Source organism: Frankia sp. Allo2 (assembly GCF_000733325.1).
GTDB classification, from domain to species: Bacteria; Actinomycetota; Actinomycetes; order Frankiales; family Frankiaceae; genus Frankia; species Frankia casuarinae.
In genome coordinates, this window is record NZ_JPHT01000043.1 from 1,952 (window position 1) to 17,074 (window position 15,123).

The following is a 15,123-nucleotide window of genomic DNA, read 5'->3' on the forward strand; positions in this document are numbered from 1 at the left end:
CGAGCCGGTCGCGCTGGTGGCGCTGGTCGCGCTGGTGGTACCGGCCGATTCGGTGGCGCTGCTATCAGTGTGTGTGGTGTCGTTCGGTCTCGGTCGGTCGTGTGGATGTTGGATGTGTCGATATCTGCGGGTGCGGTCCGGTCTCGTACCAGTGGTGAGTCGGTCGCTTCCGGTCCAGAAGCGGTCCCGGTCCGGAAACGGCCCCGGTCGTGGTGGTGTGCCGGTGCTATTGGCTTGTCGCGGTGCGACTTGGGTCGGNGGGGNGGGTTTCGGATTCGAACGGGAGGGCTGGCGGGCTGGGGTCCTGCGGCTGCTGGGCGGGGCTCGTATTTGATGACCGTGGGGGCGTCTCGACCGGTGGTCTCTTGGTTGGTCGCATACAGGGGTCGGGCCGGTCTCCTGTGCTTGGGCCGGGTCGGTGGGTCCGGCCAGTGAGTTTGGCTGAGCGTTCACCCGGCGGTGCTCACCGTGCGGCGACGCAACATGGCCAGCCGACGGGTGATCGAAGCGGACGGCGGCGTCCCCGTCGGCCAGACACCGATCGGTTGCGCTTTCGTCTGCCCACCCGCTGACCCGCCCGCGCTGCGCACCGGGTGCGATGTGGTCAGCGTCGTGTGGGCAGGGATGGGCTGATCTCGCTGAGGTCGATATCGGCGACCAGGAGGCGGTGCAGGGCGCCGCCGGGGTGGCGGGGCAGGGGCTGGACGGGGCTGGTGAAGTATTCGAGGTCGTCGAAGACGGGCTGGCCGTCCGGGCGGCGGGCGAACTCGACGCGGCCGTAGTCGACCCCGTCGGTGGCGTCGTAGCTCATCCAACTGATCGTCTCGGTTTCGCCGGGCTGGAGCGGCGCGGTGTACAGCGGCCGGGCCTGGATGATCTCGCCGTCGTCATACCAGACCTGGGGGACAGAGAGAACCCAGCGGTGGGTGCGGACGGCCTTCGCGGTGGCGGCGGCGCGGATCTCGAACGCGAGGGCGGTCGCCCAGCTGGTCAGGTAGGGGTAGTCGCTGAGGAACAGGTTCCGGTCGCCCTGCAGGCCCAGGATGGCGGGGTAGTCCCCGGCGCGCACGGCGCGCTGCACGCGGCTAGTGATGTCCTCGACGAGCGTCCAGGTGTCAGCGTTCACGGCACAGTCCTCTCTCGTGATCCCCGTGCCCGACCGGGCCGGGGTCGTGCCCTGGCCGGTGTCGGGCCTCTACTTGTTCATGCGGGGCGGGCGTCGTCCCGACCGTCCGCGGCCGTCTCCCTTTCTCCTCGGGCCGGTGCGGCGGGNGGNGGCGCCGTAAATGCCCCGTCACTCTGATACGGGCCTTCCGGCGTCCCGACCGTCCGGAGACCCGGCCGGAGCAGGCGTTCTCCCGCGCTGGCGGTGCCTTGCCTGCCGGCTGCAAGGCATCGCCAGCGCGGAAGGCCGGGGCCTCGGTCAGGCGGCGGGATGCAGGCTGGTGGGTGGCATCGGGTGCGGCGGGTGCAGCCGGCCGGACGGGTCCGACGGGTCGGTGGTGTCGTCCTGGCGGGCGGTGGGGCGCAGGTGCGGTGGGACGTTGGGGAGCTGGTGCAGTCCGAGCCGGCCGGGCCGGGGTGCGGTCAGGGGAAGCCAGCGGGCCGGGGTGGGGTCGAGATGCTGGTCGGGTGGGGTGAGGTCGGCCGCGGTGGTCGCGACTGGCACCAGTTCGGGCCGGTCGAGGTTGTGCAGCGTCTGGGTCATCGCCTGGCGGATGCGGGCCTCGCGGCGGGCGGTGGTGGTCCACAGCAGGATCGGGGTGGCGATTCTGGTGCTGGTGGCGAGCTGCTGGTAATGGGTCAGCTTGGCGGCGACACGGTGCAGCGGTTCGGTGCCGTAGTCCAGTTCCAGGAACCACTCGACCGTGGCACCGCCACGGGTCGTCCAGCGACCGAAGGCGTCGGGGCGGACGATGTCACCGAAATGCCGAGCGCAGCGTTCTTCCGGCCACCACGCGGTCAGCGTGCCCACGGCGCCGGGCTGGCGAGCATGGTGGACAAGACGGGTGAACACGCCATTGACCGCGACCCGATGCGCCAGGTGCAGGGAGTGAGCAATGCCCTTCGCCCGATCATGCTGGTAGCCGATCTTCCTCGGGTCCAGGCCATCCTCATGCGCCAGCACGGCCGCGCCTGCGACGTCGAGGATGTAATGCATGGGCGCCAGCCCGGCGGGCACCAGCGGTTGAAAACGGTCGAGGACGCGCCAGCGGTAAAGCTCCAGCAGGCGCAGGTTCGCCGCACGCCGGCCGGTCCAGCCGAGTTCGACAATCTGGTGGGTGGTCAGGACCCGGTGCTCGTGCAGCATCCGGGTGATCCACCGGTCCCGGGGGGTGAGGTGGTGGGCCAGCCACAGCTGGTGCTCACTGCTAGCGACGGTGCGGGCGGCGGGTCGGGCGTAGGTGCGGCGGCCGAGATGCTTCTGCTGCGGAGGATTCGTGATCACGTTCGGGTGTTCTCCATGGACGGTGACGCGGGCGGCGGTCGACGGGCGGGTACGGACAGTGCCGGGCTGGACGGGATGGGGCCAGCTCCGCAGGGGCCGGGGGTAGCCGGGCCGGCGTCTGTCGGCCCGGTGTGGACTCCCGGTGCATGCTGGTCCCGCCCGTACGGGCGGAGGCGTCATCCGACGGCAGCGAGCACACCCGGCGGGTCGGCCGGCTCCGCCGGCCCGATCTCGACCAGCTCCACCCTGTCCCCGCCTCCGCCGCTGTCAGAGAGGCTCTCCGGGAGAGGGCCGCCCATGGTGGGGACGCCGGCCGAGCTGTGTTCGTCGAGAACACGGCGGGCCTCGGCGCGTAGCTGTGTGACCAGGCTCCGGGCCCGCTTCGACCCCACGTGCAGTCGCCTACGCAGCTCGTCCGAGGAGATCGGCCGGTGGTTCTCCTCCCAGTACAAGGCGTCCTCGCGTCGCGCCCACGCCAGCCACTCCTCATCCGACAGCCCACCCGAAGCCGCCGCAGATCGACGCTGCCGAGGAACCTCCGGTGAGGCCGACGGCGGTGCGGCGATGCCGCCGTCGGCGATTGGCGCCGGTGCCGGCGGCGTGGCGTCCACACCAGCCGGCGGATTCGAGGGATTCTGGGGGCATGCGGGTGGGTGGCGCATGGCCTGCAACAATCCTGGGCCGACCTCACTCCACCCGATCAGCAAAAGCGGACCGACGCTGTCGAACGCGGCCTTCGCGTAGTCACCCGCGATCACCGGCTCGGCGATATTGAGCGCCAGAGTAACAATGCTGGAGAACACCAGCAGCCGCCGGGCCGGACGCAGAAGCTCGACCGGAGCGCCCCGCAACGCCAACTGCCGCGTCCCGAGCAAAAGCCCTACCACAGACAGGTCCACGGCCGGGGCTACCAGCGGCGCGATCCAGATCGGCACCCCCAACCGAAGCCCGAGTTGGAGGACATTGCCGAAGCCGAACAAGAACGTCAACCCGACAACCAGCGCCATGATCAACGTCACCAGGGTGACCGCGATGTCCCTGCTCTGGGCCGACACGTCCACGGCCGGAGCGCCGGCCGGGCCGGCGCCGTCTGGGGTCCTCATGCGTCGCCCCTGGTCAGGGCACGTGTCCCTACCTGACGAACGACGATCTCAGGGCCCTCAACCAAGATCGTCCGGTTCTTATTGTGGTCCGGCCGGTGCACCCGTATCTACCAGCGGTTTCGTCCATTTGGACGGGGCCGCCGTTTCTTTCTGGCAGCCATGTGGGCAGCCAGTGGGCGGCCACGGGCGCGCGCCATGTCAGCCTTTCTCGTTCTCCTGGTTTTGGCCTTCTTCACCGTCCGTGGCCGGGGTTGTTTCTCCCCATAGGGCGGAGCCCATCCGATCCGCCGCGTCCGTCGACAGCTCCGGCGCCACGTGGCTGTACGTACCGAGGGTCAGGCTGATCTGCGAGTGCCCCATGATCTCCATGACCACCCGCGGGTGAACCTTCTGCGCGAGCAGCAGACTCGCCATCGTGTGCCGGGCGTCGTGGAGCCGGGCCGCGCGGACACCGGCCTGTGACAGCAGGTCCTGCCAGGCCCGGTGGTCAGCCCGGGGGTCGAGCGGCCGCCCGTTCGGCTGGACGAACACGAGATCGTGTTCGTTGGCCCACTCGCCGCCGGCCGCCTGCTGTTCGGCGCGCTGTGCGGCCCGGTGGGCCCGCAGGCTGGCCGCCAGGTTCGGCGGGATCACGATCGTCCGCCGACCGGCCCGGCTCTTCGGACGGACGATCACCAGGCCCCCGCCGGTACGACGGGGGCACCGACGGGCAGTGGTGCAGTTCTTCGGGTCGGCACAGCCGTGCGCCCAGGCCCGCCGTTGCAGGGCTTGGCGCACCGTGAGCGTGGCCGGGACCGCGTCCAGGTCGACCGCGTCCCAGGGCAGGCCCAGCGCCTCACCCTGCCGGAGCCCGAGCGCCAGCGCGACGGACCAGCGGGCCGCGTTGCGCTGGCCCTTCGCCGTGTCGAGGATGGCCCGCGCGTCCGACGCCGTGAGCGGACGGATCTCGTCCCGGTCGACGGAAGGCGGATCGACCAGCGTTGCCACGTTCCGGACGATCCGTCCCCGCCGGTGCGCGACCTTCAGCGCACGGGAGATGATCCGATGCATCTGGAGCACCGTGGCCGCGGCGAGCCCTTCTTTCTCGCACCGGTGGTAGAACGCTTCGAGGTGCTCCGGGGCGAGCCGGTCGAGCCGGACCGCGCCGAGCGCCGGGACGATCCGGTTCCGCACGTACCCGCGGTAGGTCGCCAGGGTGGACGGGCGGACCTTCCTCGCCGCGATCGTGTCCAGCCAGAACGTGAGCCACTCGTCCAGCGTCAGCGGCTTCACCCCGGTGACCACGGCGACGCCGTCTTCCTGCTCTCGGCGCAGTGCCCGCAGCTTCTCCGCGACCTCCGTGCGGGTCTTGCCGGACAGGTACTTCCGCTGTCGCTTCCCGTCCTTCCAGCCGAGGTCCACGGTCGCTCGCCAGCGGCCGGAAGCGTCCTTGTAGATCGCGCCCTCACCGGCGCCGCGCCGGCCCTTGCGCGCGGCCATCAGGCAGCGTCCAGCGGGTTGCCGTCGGGCCATTCGATGGTGTCGCACCACGGGCAGCCGTAGCGGCTGTCGCCCATGTCGCAGGCGAACTTGGACTCACCGTCCGGCTGGGGGTAGAGCCGACCCTGTCCGGCGCGGGCACGGTCGAGGTGTTCCCGGAGAGCCTGTTGAAGGCTCATCGTCGGGTGCCCGTCGTGGTCGGTGTTCATGATGAAAGGGGCTCCTTGCCGAAAGAACGGGGAGAGGCGCGCGGGCCGCGGGTGGCGTTGCCCGGTGCCGGTGGCTTTCCGTTCTCTGGCGCAGGAATGGTCTGCCGGGGCGCCGGCCGCGTCCAGGGCGCTTCGCGTCGCTGACGCGATCGGCCTACGGCCGACCCTGGACCCGTCCGACACCCCGACAGCTTCAGGCGCCACCAGAGGACGGAAGAAAAATGGAGGGGTAGAGCAGGCAGAGCAGCCGCTATGGGCGGGGGACGCTCGCCGCCGCCGGTCCCGTCGAGGGGTTGGCGTTGGCCGGGACGACTGCCGAAAGCCCGGGGTCCTGGCGGAAGATCAGGACGAGGTCGACGTCTCCGAAGTGCTCGGCGAACACGGCGTCCGCGGGCAGGTCACCCAGGATCACGGCGAGGTCGCCGACGTCCGCGCCGGGCCGGATCGTCAGGGTGTGGTCGCCGCTGTCGGTGGTGCGGGTCGCGACGAGCGGGGAGTCTCCGCCGGGGGTGCGCCACGCGCCGAAGTTGCCGGAAGAGAAGATGTTCATCAGGGCTTCGTTCCTGTCTGAGGCAGGGGTGGGGTCTCAGGTCCCGGTCGGGTGTTGGCGCACTCGCCGGGACCGCCTTGCTTGCGAGCCGGATCGGTCGGGGTGGGTGGTGCTCGGCACCGCGCCCGCGTCATGCCGCTTTTCCCTCTTCGACGACGCCGCGCAGCCGGTCGACGAAGGCGACCAGGTCAGCGGCCGGGATGCGGCGCGCGCGTCCGATCCGCACGGACGGGATGTCGCCGCTGTTCATGAGTTCGTAGATCGTGGTCCGGCCGACACCGAGGAGTTCGGCGGCTTCCGCCGGAGTCAGGAGAAGCTTGGTCACGGTTCTCTCCCACGGGTCAGGACGGGTGATCAGGCGGCTTGTGCCCTGCCCGGTGGGCCGAGGCCGATTGCCGGAAGTTCGTCGGGTGCGGCGCGTCGGGCCGCGTCGAGCTGTGCGCGCCAGGCGTGGCGTTGCGCGACGGCCTGCAACAGCAGGTGTTCGCGGCGAGGTGCGGCCGGGTCGCCGGGCCGGAGCATCGTCCAGGCGGTGCGAGCCGGGTCGGTGTCGGTTGCCGCGGCCGGGCCGGTGGCGGTGTGGCCGAGCGCTTCGAGCTGCTCCCGGATGAACGCGACGCGATCATGCTTGTGGTCGGTCAGCGACTTGCCGGACCACTTGCGGCTCACCAGGACCCGCCGGCCGCCGAAGCCGAGGGTCTCCCGTCGGTGTGCCTTGCCGCGGCAGCGTCCCGGGACGAGGCCCGGTTTCGCGTTCTTCGGCTGGACGCCGTAGCGGAGCCAGTTCGCGCAGGTGGGTGAGCAGGGTTCGTAGCGCAGGGCTTCGGCGAGCCGGTCGACGTGGCGCCGTTGCCGGTCGGTGGTGGCCGTGTGGCAGGCGTCGAGGCTTTTGGTCAGGTACTTGCAGAGGTAGCCGATCATCCGGCCGGTGTGCGCCGAGTTCGAGGTGAAGCCGTCCGCTTGCAGTTGCGGGCCGAAGCGCACCACATGGGACGGTTCGTCCTCGTCTCCGATGGCGTCGAGCGCCTCATCCCAGGTGGGCAGCGGCCGGCCGGAAGCCGGATCGACGTATCCGCCCGTTTCGCTTGCCCAGGTCGGGAGTGCCGTGTCCAGGTAGACGGGCTGGCCAGACGGTGGCCACCAGACCTGGTGATACGTGGCCGCCGCCACCTGCCGCAGCAGGGCCCGTGGCACGGTTCCGCGGAGGGCCGCGTGCAGGTGCGGGGCGAGCCGCCGTTGCGGTTCGAGCGCGGCGAAGTACTGCACGTCCCAGCCGACCGCACGGCGGAGGTTCTGCCAGAAGCGGTCGATCAGCTTCGGGAAGTGGATCGCGTCGCGGGCCGCCCGCCGGTAGTCATACGACGCTGGGTCCACCGGAGCTCCGTCGGAGTTCACCCGCCCGTAGGTGTCGCAGGTCAGCGTGAGGAACATCGACGGCCGCCAGGTCGTGCCGTCCGCCGCCTCATACGTCCGGCCGATCGTGCGCTTCTCCACGGGCAACCGCGGCAGGTCGGCAGCGTCCTGCCGCCGGCGGGTCGAGCGGGCACGGCGGGGCCGGTCCCGGTTGTCCGGGGCAGTCTTGCCGCGCACGCCCAGGGCGTTGAGTTCCTCGTCCACCTGGCCGATCAGCGCGTCGATCTCGGCGACGCCGGCCGGGTCACTGTCCCGTTCCGCGTCCTGCCGGGCGACTTCGAGATCCGCGCGGAAGCCGGCAAGGACCTTCGCGTCATCGGACGGCGGGTCCGGGTCGGGAAGCGGTTCGTCGTCGAGGTGCCACCCTGCCCTGCACTGCGCCATCCGCAGCCGCCGGGCCTTCTCCGCGCAGGTCGGGCACTTGCTGGCCAGGGTGGCGCCGCAGGGTACGGGGATGATCTCGGTTTCGCCGGTGTCGAGGTTCGTGCGCCGCATCGCCATCGGCCGGACGCACACGCCGTTCTCGACGGCGACCGCTTCGACGACCGCACGGGCGAGCGGCATCCGCATCCGCGCCGCCCGAGAGCCGGGCCGATCGTCACGGTTGGTGGGGTCGTGGGGGCCGGCCGGGTCAGGGCCGGGAGGGGGAGGGAGGGTCACGCGGGCAGTTCCTCCGAGACGTCGACGTCGAGATCCGAACGGTCGGTAGCGATGGGCGGGGCGGGTTCGGTGAAGTGGGTGCAGGCACAGCCGGCCCGGGNGCCGGTGTCGCCATGGCAACGGCCCCGCCGGTGAGCGACGTACAGGTGGGAGCAGGTGGTGCACACCGGCACCACAGGCAGCGGAGCGGACAGATCCGGATCGCCGGCCGGGGTGGTCATGCGACCTCATCCCATCCGGCCGGGTCGGCACCGTCGGCGGAGCCGCTGTCGGTGTAGGGGTCGAGGTCGGGTGTCCAGCCGCCGCCGGTTGCCGTCGACGGCCGGTAGGCCCAGACGGTGCGGCTGATCTCGGTGTCGTCGATGTGGGCCGCGCGGACCCGGACCGGTTCCGGCTGTCCCTCAGCCAGGACGTAGCCGACGCCGGGCAGCGACAGCGGGATCTCGTCCGCCCGTGCCCCACGGTCCCGGGCACCGGAGCCGAGCACGAGATCCGGCTGTTCGGCTTCGGTCATGCGCAGTGCGACCCGGACCGGGAACAGGTCCCGGAAGGGCAGCACCTCCTTACGCGGGTCCTGCACCGCCGCCAGGACCACGACGCCGGGGGCGCGGCCCTGCGAGAGCAGCAGCGGCAGCGCCGCCCCGATCCGCTTCTTCACGTCCCGGTCGGTGACGTACGCCGTCAACGACGCGATGACGTCTGCCCCGCTGTGTCACAATTGAGAAGGTGCTTGATCACATCATCGGCGCGGCGGATTACGCCCGCATCAGCAGCGACCCGGGCAACGACGCCAAGGGCGTCGCCAGGCAGACCGAGGACAGCCAGGGGCGCATCGAGCGGGAGCCCTCGTGGCGTCACGTTGGGTCGTACATCGACAACGACCTGAGTGCCACCAAGGGCAAGGAGCGGCCCGAGTTCGAGCGGCTCATGGCTGCCGTTCGGCGGGACGAGGTCAAGGTCATCGTGATCTACATGACCGGCCGGTTCGTCCGCACCCGACGCGAGCGGATGGAGACATACGAGCTGCTCGCCAAGCACGGCGTGCGGATCGTGTGCACGAACGGTCCGGATCTCGACTTCTCCACACCCGCCGGCCGGATGGTCGCGGGCATCATGGGCGAGGTCGACGCTCACGAGGTCGAGCAGCTGGCCACGCGAGTGTCTGACTCTCACCTGCAGGCGGCGAAGGAGGGGCGTCCGATCGGTGGACGTTGTTACGGCTACCGCCCCGATCCACACGCTCTGAAGCACCACAAGCGGCGGTTGATCGTTCCCGAAGAGGCCGCGGTGATCCGCGAGATGGCCCCCCGCGCGCTCAGAGGCGAGACCCTGTACTCGATCGTCCAGGACTTCAACGAGCGAGGCGTGCCGACGCTCCACCCGGGCCGGTCGCGGACGGGCGGCCTGTGGTCCGTGTCCGTTCTGCGCGACATCCTCACCAACCCGGCGATCGCCGGCCGCAGCGTCCTGCTGGGTGTGGATTACGGCGAGGCCGAGTGGGAGCCGATCATCAGCTATGCCGACCATCTCAAGCTCGTCGGCATGTTCTCCGGACGCACGGCGCCCGAGGGTTGGACGAACCGTCACGTCCACCTGCTGTCCGGGATCGCCCTGTGCGGCAAGTGCCTGGCCCAGGGCCGCGAGATCACGGTGACGTGTCGGCCCGGGGCGAAGCCGACGCCCAGCGGTTACCAACCGTGGCCGAAGTCCCGGGGCTACATCTGCCCAGACAAGCAGCGCGGCGGATGCCGGGGCCTGCGTCACGCGGCCGACCCGGTCGACGCCTATGTGGAGGAGACCGTGGTGAGGCTGCTCGGCGAGCCGGGCGTGATCGACAACCTTGTGGCGGCCGAGGCGCCCGACGCCGAAGAGGTGCTGAAGGTCGCGACCGAGATCGAGGCTTGCCAGGCCCGCGCGGCTGCGGTCGGCGCTCTGATGGCGAAGGACGACCCGACGGACGAGGTGACGGCCATCGCCAGGCGGGCGGCGCTCGACCAGATCCGCGACGACCTGACGCGGCACCGCCAGCGGCAAACGGCCCTCGCCCGGTCGACGGTCGCCGAGGGCCTGTTGGACGTGGAGGACATCGCGCACCATTGGGAGCACGTGATGACCTTGTCCCAGCAACGCGCGACGATATCCGCCCTGGTGCGGATCACGCTGCTGCCCATCGGACGGGGCAAGCGGGGCACGACCGACCACGTGGTGATCGACCGCCGCTGACGATCCCCGCGCGCGGCGCGTAACGTCTTAGGCAGGCCCTCCCCCGGCCTCAAGAGCGGGGAACCCTAGCCCGGGCAGCGAACAGGGCGGATCACTCAGCAGGGGTGATCTGTCGGCCTGCCCGGAGCCACGGTGCCCGTCCGTCCCCTTCTTAGCTCCACACCCCCCGACGTCGCATGTGCGGCCGCGCAGCGCGCGCGTGAGCTGGCCTCGGTGCCCCTCACGCCGAGCGAGGCCGAGGCCATCCGCGCGCTGGTTGGCCCCATCACGACGCGTCGGTCAAGTCTCCACGGATCGTCACAGAAGTCGTCCTTTAGACGGGCGTCGATGTCTCCTACGTTGCTCTCGCACCGCCCACAGCAACCGAGGGAGCCTGAAATGACCGAGCCCACCGCCAAGCCCGCCGCCCGTCGTCGCGCCGCCGCGAAGCCCACCACCAAGGCCAAGGCCGTTGAGGCTGCGCCGGCTGAGGAGCCGACCCCCGCGCCGGTCGACGAAGCCCCGGCGGGTGTGGAGCCAACCGCGACCGAGGCCCCCACGACCGAGGCCAAGCCGAAGCGCGTCAACACCTCCCACGCCGACTGCTCGCACCCGAAGACCAAGGCCGCCCGCGCCGCCTGCCGTCGGGCTCGCGCCAAGGCCGAGTAGCCCCACACCGCCCAATTGCCGAGGCCCCCGCGCACAGTGCGGGGGCTTTTCGGTGGCCTCGCTGCGCGACGTCGCGACGTATGACGCGAGGCGGCTCCTTAAGGACGCCTCAGATCGACGCTGACGAGCCAAAGCATCGCGCGCGTGTCGTTCGTTGGGGCGACGTGGGCGCATCGTCACAGAACGTCTCAGGTGCTCACGGGCTGTAGCGCCGAACAGCCCCCGCCCGGTGAGGGGCGAGGGCTGCCACAGGCGAGCCATGATCTGACCACAGGTCAGCCACTGTCTGATGGGCTCGCNCCCGTCACCGCGCCCATCCACGACCGGACTTCATGCCGCTGGGTCACGGCCTGCTCATTCCGCAGCCGGCGCGCCCAGTCGTTCGCGAGCCGGCCCCGGTCGTCGTACAGGTCTGGTCGCTCATCGCGGCTGGGCGGGGCCTCGCTCACCGGCCAACCCCGGTCGTCTCGGCGAACGTCGGGCCTCCGACGCCGCTGCTTGAGGCCCGGGCGTCGCACTCGTCGCGGACGACGTCGAACCACGGCCNGAACTCGCCGGCATCCCGTGCCAGATTGTGCAGCGCGACGCCGAGGCCCGCCAGCGCGTCGCGCCGCAGGACAGCCAGATCGACCGTCGCCGCCTCGGTCCCGTTGCGCGCGGCATCGGCGAGGGCTTGGCGGGCCTGGCCGAGCGGCGACGTCGGCGACTGGGTGATGTGCCGATCCACGATGTCGGCGGCTCGACGTCGGTCTGTCGCGCTCAGCGGGGNGAGCTGGTCGACGGGGAAGTTAGCCATCAGGGATTCTCCTTGCCGGTGGCAGCCGCGGGCGGCGTCGTCAGGGCGGTGTGGAGGCTGCGCCAGGCCAGGCCCAGAAACGAGCCGCGCAGCGGGCGGGCTTTGCGCATCTCGGCCCACACCGCCCAGGCTTCGCGCCGCGCGATCTGCTCGGCCTCCGCGACGACACGATCGGCGGGTGTGGTCATTCCGACTCCTCGTCGGCGAGGCCCGCGGCGACGGCTTCGGTGGCCGAGAACCACGTCTCGCGCCGCATGAGATCGCGCCAAGCGGAGGCGTCGCCCCCCGCGCGGGCGGCGTAGGCGGCGGCGATGTCGTCGCTCAGCCGGTCGAGCTGGTCGGCCGTGCGGCGCAGCTCCTCGGGGTTGCCCCCGCCCCATCCCGACCGGGCGTCGTGGATCATCTGCTGGCTGCCCGGCCGCATGACGACGCGGTCCGCCCCGGTGGCGACGACCGACGCGGCGGACGCGGCGAGGCCCTCCACGACGGCCGTCACCCGGGCCGGGTGGCTCCGCAGCGCGTTGCGGATCGCCCAGCCGTCGAACAGATCCCCGCCCGGCGAGTTGAGGTGCAGCGTCACCGCCGGGGCTGTGATCTGGGACAGCTCGCGGACGAACGTCGCCGCGTCCACACCGCCCCATCCGATCTCGTCCATCAGCCAGGCGTCGGCGGTGAGGCCCGCGCGGTTCGCCACGCGGAGACCCTCCCGGGCCGGAGCCAGCGCCAGCGCGGCGGACGCGCGCACCCCGCCCGAGACGGCGCGGCGGGCCGCGTCGCGACTGGCCTCGGCGAACGCCTGGCGCAGCACGTCGCCGGGCCGCTCCCGCGCCCCATCCGCGAACGCCTCGCGCAGCGCGCGGCGGAACTCGGTGTCGAACCGGTCAGTCCCCATCGGGGGTTCTCCTCAAAGCTCGGTCGACCAGCCGGACGCGCTCGCGCGTCTCCGGGTCGTCGTCCTCGTCCAACAAGCTGTCGACGCACAGCAGCGCGAGCCCGCCCACCAGGCCCAGCGCGAGAAGACCCCAGCCGAGGCCCGCGAGAACCCAGACGGCGGCCGTAACGAGACCGGCGATCCAGGCCAGGCCGGCGACGCTGAGCAGGCCGCTAGGCACAGCGCCGCCCCCGGGTCCCCGGGGTCCGCCCCCGTCCGCGTCGACCCGGCCGGCGTCGGCGGGGTGTCCCCCTCGCCGCGCTCGGAGTGCGGGCCTGCTCCCGCTGAACCCAGAGCGTCAGCTCGGCGAGGGGATCGGGCCGCTCGGTCTGGTCCACACCCCCCGGTGGCGTCGCGTTGTCGGGCGGGTCGTCGGCCGATCCGCGGGGCCGCATCAGATCCGCACCCCACGCTCAACGGGCGCGTCGGGGTCGGCGCGTCGTGCGCGGGGCAGCGGCGCCAAGGGGTCGTGACGGGCGCGGCCCCGAACCCAGGTGACGGGGCCGAGCGCGTCGGCGATCCGCGCGGGCAGCGTCGCGGGCCGCCGGCCACCGGCCAGGGCCGAGAGCACCGCGCGCGGATCGACGTCGGCGCGGCCGAGATCCTCGGCCGGGATGCCCTTCTCGACCATGCTGCGGCGCACGTCGGCGAGGTGGTCCCGCCGGGCCTCCAGTCGACGGCCCGCCTCGGCCAGAGCCTCGCGTGCGGCGGCGACCGCCTTCGCGGCCTCGGCGTCCAAGCGGTCGAACTTGGCGTCGATCTCGCCGAGCCGAGACGCGAACTCGGTCCGGCGCGCGTCGGTCTCAGCCTGACTCGCGAGCCGCTCGCGCACCAGATCCACGAGGTACAGCGCCACCGCGCGGTCCAGGCCGTCGATGTCGGGGTCGAGCGTCGCGGCCTCTGCCTCGGCGTCGCGGAGGTGGTCTTCCGTCAGCCGGGCGCTGCCGTCGCTGAACAGGCGCAGGAAGGCGCTCCGCGCGGCGGCTTCGATCTCGCGGCGCCGGGCCACGGCGCGCATCTGCCGGGCCTCGGCGCCGCTCGGGTTCTCCTGCGCACGGCGGAGAATGGCGTTCAGCTCGTCGATCCGCTCTTGGGTCATTCCGCCCGGATCGCCGTCGATCCAATGCTCCTTGAAAGCCTGGAACCAGCCGGGGATGGGCGCCCCGATCTGAGCCCCCGTGCCGCGCAGGTCGAAGGGCGGCGAAGCCGCCCGAATCGGAATCACAATTCCTCCCGGTCGAAGACGTTGACCCACGGCTCCTCAGCCGGGGCGAGNTCGGGAGTTGGCTCCTCGTGAGGGGCGGCCACACCGCCCGGCAAGCCCGCTCCCCACGAAGTGGGGTCCGCAACCCCGGGAAGGCTGTCGGGCGGTGTGGCCTGGTCGGCCTCGGCGCGCGGAGAGGACGCGGCCGGGCCGGGCTCGATGGCGTGCGCCGGCCGGGCGATGTCCGCGAGGCTCGCGCCGTCCACCTCGATGTGGAACTCGACCGGGGCCGGGCGCGGAGGCTCGGGCGGAAGGTACTGGCCGAGCTCCTTGGCGGCGTTGGCTCGCATGGCCTCGGCGGCTTCGAGATTCCGCACGGGCACGCGGTTGCCGGCGAGGAAAGCCTCACGCGCGGAGCGGCGCNGCATGTCGGCGTCCTGCTGCCGCGTCATCATCCGCTCGTCCGCGTCCGCGAACCACAAGCCCTCGGCGCGGGCATCGGTGAGAACGTAGTAGATCTCGGCGAAATGGCGGCCGATGAACGTCTCAACCAGGCGCTCATTGTCCTGGCCCCACCGAGCCGCGAGCTTCCGCCTGTCGGCCTTGGTGAGACGGGCCTCGCTCCGGAACATATTCGCGACGTCCTGGATCTTTCGACGCCGCATGGCGACAGCCTCCGCGCGGGCCTCCGGATCACCCCTCGGTTCCCTCGGCAGCTGACGGCCTGGCACGCGAATTCCCTTCGAGAATCCCTCGCGAAGCGAGGGAAAGAATGGCGGGGAATAANCTTGACGATCCCCTCATTCATTGTCGCACGCTGGCTATAGCCAGCACAAACAACCAGCTTTACCGGCACGTTCCCCACCACCCGCATGAGCAGCGAGGCCATTTCCTGCTGGCGCAGGTTTCTGACTCAGCATAAGAAGACTTATCGCGCGTCAGAATCGCCCATATCGCCCNCCATCGGCACGCAGCGTCGACCGCCGGTGACGCTGGCCTGGCGTCGCCCTCGTTCCTCGGGTCGGTCCTCGCGCAGCGTCACAGTGACTCAGCGTCACGGCGAGGGGCTCACGCAGCGTCATCCCCTCGGGTATGAGCGGTGGACCGCTGAGGCCCCCCTGGCCGTTAGGCCCACACCCCCCGCCAGCGCCTGCCCTCGTGCCTCGGGCGCGTCGTCGGAGCGCGTCCGCGCGTCGTCCCTGGCTCGCCCACGTCATCGATCGTGCGACGCGCGCGCGGTTGTCAGCGCAGCCGCTGGCCTGCCCGGCGAGGCCACCCCACACCCCCCGATCGACGCGCGCGACGTCGCAGAGCCGATGGTTCCTCGGAGCTGGTCGGAGCCTGCGCGCGTGGGAGAGCTGGCTGGTGAGGGGGCGCCAGCGGATTCGGGTGGAGAGGGACGGATGGTGGAGGGGTAGAGTGGCGGTCGAGCCGCCCCNTCTNACGGGCCGCTCTCCC

15 protein-coding genes and 1 pseudogene are annotated in these 15,123 nt (G+C 71.5%); 2 read left to right on the forward strand and 14 right to left on the reverse strand.

All coding sequences use genetic code 11. The features are described from left to right. Nucleotides 1–604: 604 nt before the first annotated feature. The 10 genes and pseudogenes from ALLO2_RS19975 to ALLO2_RS20020 all read right to left on the reverse strand — a co-directional run. Nucleotides 605–1,126, reverse strand: a complete 522-nt coding sequence (locus ALLO2_RS19975; RefSeq protein ID WP_023841842.1) for a hypothetical protein — start codon at nucleotides 1,124–1,126, stop codon at nucleotides 605–607. 297 nt (nucleotides 1,127–1,423) lie between these two features. Beyond that, nucleotides 1,424–2,449, reverse strand: a complete 1,026-nt coding sequence (locus ALLO2_RS19980; RefSeq protein WP_035734151.1) for a replication-relaxation family protein — start codon at nucleotides 2,447–2,449, stop codon at nucleotides 1,424–1,426. 176 nt (nucleotides 2,450–2,625) lie between these two features. After that, entirely contained in the window at nucleotides 2,626–3,552 is a 927-nt protein-coding gene (locus tag ALLO2_RS19985) for a hypothetical protein (protein WP_023841840.1), read from the reverse strand. Nucleotides 3,553–3,750: 198 nt separating this feature from the next. Beyond that, a complete protein-coding gene (locus tag ALLO2_RS19990; RefSeq protein WP_023841839.1) occupies nucleotides 3,751–5,031 on the reverse strand; it encodes a tyrosine-type recombinase/integrase in 1,281 nt (426 codons plus the stop codon). Next, a complete protein-coding gene (locus ALLO2_RS19995) occupies nucleotides 5,031–5,240 on the reverse strand; it encodes a hypothetical protein (protein ID WP_023841838.1) in 210 nt (69 codons plus the stop codon). The genes ALLO2_RS19990 and ALLO2_RS19995 overlap by 1 nt, the downstream gene beginning before the upstream one ends. A gap of 250 nt (nucleotides 5,241–5,490) precedes the next feature. After that, nucleotides 5,491–5,790, reverse strand: coding sequence for a hypothetical protein (locus ALLO2_RS20000; protein ID WP_011435483.1), 300 nt, complete (start codon nucleotides 5,788–5,790; stop codon nucleotides 5,491–5,493). Nucleotides 5,791–5,920: 130 nt separating this feature from the next. After that, a complete protein-coding gene (locus tag ALLO2_RS20005; RefSeq protein WP_011435482.1) occupies nucleotides 5,921–6,115 on the reverse strand; it encodes a helix-turn-helix domain-containing protein in 195 nt (64 codons plus the stop codon). 29 nt (nucleotides 6,116–6,144) lie between these two features. Beyond that, on the reverse strand, nucleotides 6,145–7,863 hold the full coding sequence (locus tag ALLO2_RS20010; protein WP_011435481.1) for a replication initiator: 1,719 nt from the start codon (nucleotides 7,861–7,863) through the stop codon (nucleotides 6,145–6,147). Further along, on the reverse strand, nucleotides 7,860–8,084 hold the full coding sequence (locus tag ALLO2_RS20015; protein ID WP_035734152.1) for a hypothetical protein: 225 nt from the start codon (nucleotides 8,082–8,084) through the stop codon (nucleotides 7,860–7,862). Before ALLO2_RS20015 ends, ALLO2_RS20010 begins: the two co-directional genes overlap by 4 nt. Next, nucleotides 8,081–8,563 (reverse strand): annotated as a pseudogene (locus ALLO2_RS20020) (cell division protein FtsK); the annotation flags it as partial. The gene ALLO2_RS20015 and the pseudogene ALLO2_RS20020, both read right to left, overlap by 4 nt. Before the next feature lie 26 nt (nucleotides 8,564–8,589). Here ALLO2_RS20020 and ALLO2_RS20025 point away from each other — a divergent pair. Together ALLO2_RS20025 and ALLO2_RS20030 are read left to right on the forward strand one after the other, a co-directional pair. Then, entirely contained in the window at nucleotides 8,590–10,086 is a 1,497-nt protein-coding gene (locus ALLO2_RS20025; RefSeq protein WP_023841836.1) for a recombinase family protein, read from the forward strand. A 378-nt stretch (nucleotides 10,087–10,464) separates the two neighbouring features. Continuing rightward, entirely contained in the window at nucleotides 10,465–10,734 is a 270-nt protein-coding gene (locus tag ALLO2_RS20030) for a hypothetical protein (RefSeq protein WP_023841835.1), read from the forward strand. A gap of 795 nt (nucleotides 10,735–11,529) precedes the next feature. On the opposite strand, the gene ALLO2_RS20040 is transcribed toward ALLO2_RS20030, so the two are convergent. The 4 genes from ALLO2_RS20040 to ALLO2_RS20055 all read right to left on the reverse strand — a co-directional run bounded on the left by ALLO2_RS20040 (nucleotide 11,530) and on the right by ALLO2_RS20055 (nucleotide 13,686). Then, nucleotides 11,530–11,718 carry a hypothetical protein gene (locus ALLO2_RS20040; RefSeq protein WP_023841832.1) on the reverse strand — a complete coding sequence of 63 codons (189 nt, stop codon included), beginning with the start codon at nucleotides 11,716–11,718 and terminating at the stop codon, nucleotides 11,530–11,532. Continuing rightward, a complete protein-coding gene (locus ALLO2_RS20045; RefSeq protein ID WP_023841831.1) occupies nucleotides 11,715–12,422 on the reverse strand; it encodes a head maturation protease, ClpP-related in 708 nt (235 codons plus the stop codon). Before ALLO2_RS20045 ends, ALLO2_RS20040 begins: the two co-directional genes overlap by 4 nt. After that, nucleotides 12,412–12,642 (reverse strand): hypothetical protein, encoded by a 231-nt coding sequence (locus ALLO2_RS20050; protein ID WP_023841830.1) that lies wholly within the window; start codon nucleotides 12,640–12,642, stop codon nucleotides 12,412–12,414. The genes ALLO2_RS20045 and ALLO2_RS20050 overlap by 11 nt, the downstream gene beginning before the upstream one ends. Nucleotides 12,643–12,855: 213 nt before the next feature. Next, nucleotides 12,856–13,686, reverse strand: coding sequence for a hypothetical protein (locus ALLO2_RS20055; RefSeq protein WP_023841829.1), 831 nt, complete (start codon nucleotides 13,684–13,686; stop codon nucleotides 12,856–12,858). Between the last annotated feature and the right edge of the window lie 1,437 nt (nucleotides 13,687–15,123).

What these genes read in the sequence shown, in the direction of transcription:
- ALLO2_RS20045 (WP_023841831.1), bottom strand. Translation starts at nt 12,422, where the DNA reads ATGGGGACTGACCGGTTCGACACCGAGTTCCGCCGCGCGCTGCGCGAG.
- ALLO2_RS20000 (WP_011435483.1), bottom strand. Translation starts at nt 5,790, where the DNA reads ATGAACATCTTCTCTTCCGGCAACTTCGGCGCGTGGCGCACCCCCGGC.
- ALLO2_RS20040 (WP_023841832.1), bottom strand. Translation starts at nt 11,718, where the DNA reads ATGACCACACCCGCCGATCGTGTCGTCGCGGAGGCCGAGCAGATCGCG.
- ALLO2_RS19990 (WP_023841839.1), bottom strand. Translation starts at nt 5,031, where the DNA reads ATGGCCGCGCGCAAGGGCCGGCGCGGCGCCGGTGAGGGCGCGATCTAC.
- ALLO2_RS20030 (WP_023841835.1), top strand. Translation starts at nt 10,465, where the DNA reads ATGACCGAGCCCACCGCCAAGCCCGCCGCCCGTCGTCGCGCCGCCGCG.
- ALLO2_RS19995 (WP_023841838.1), bottom strand. Translation starts at nt 5,240, where the DNA reads ATGAACACCGACCACGACGGGCACCCGACGATGAGCCTTCAACAGGCT.
- ALLO2_RS19985 (WP_023841840.1), bottom strand. Translation starts at nt 3,552, where the DNA reads ATGAGGACCCCAGACGGCGCCGGCCCGGCCGGCGCTCCGGCCGTGGAC.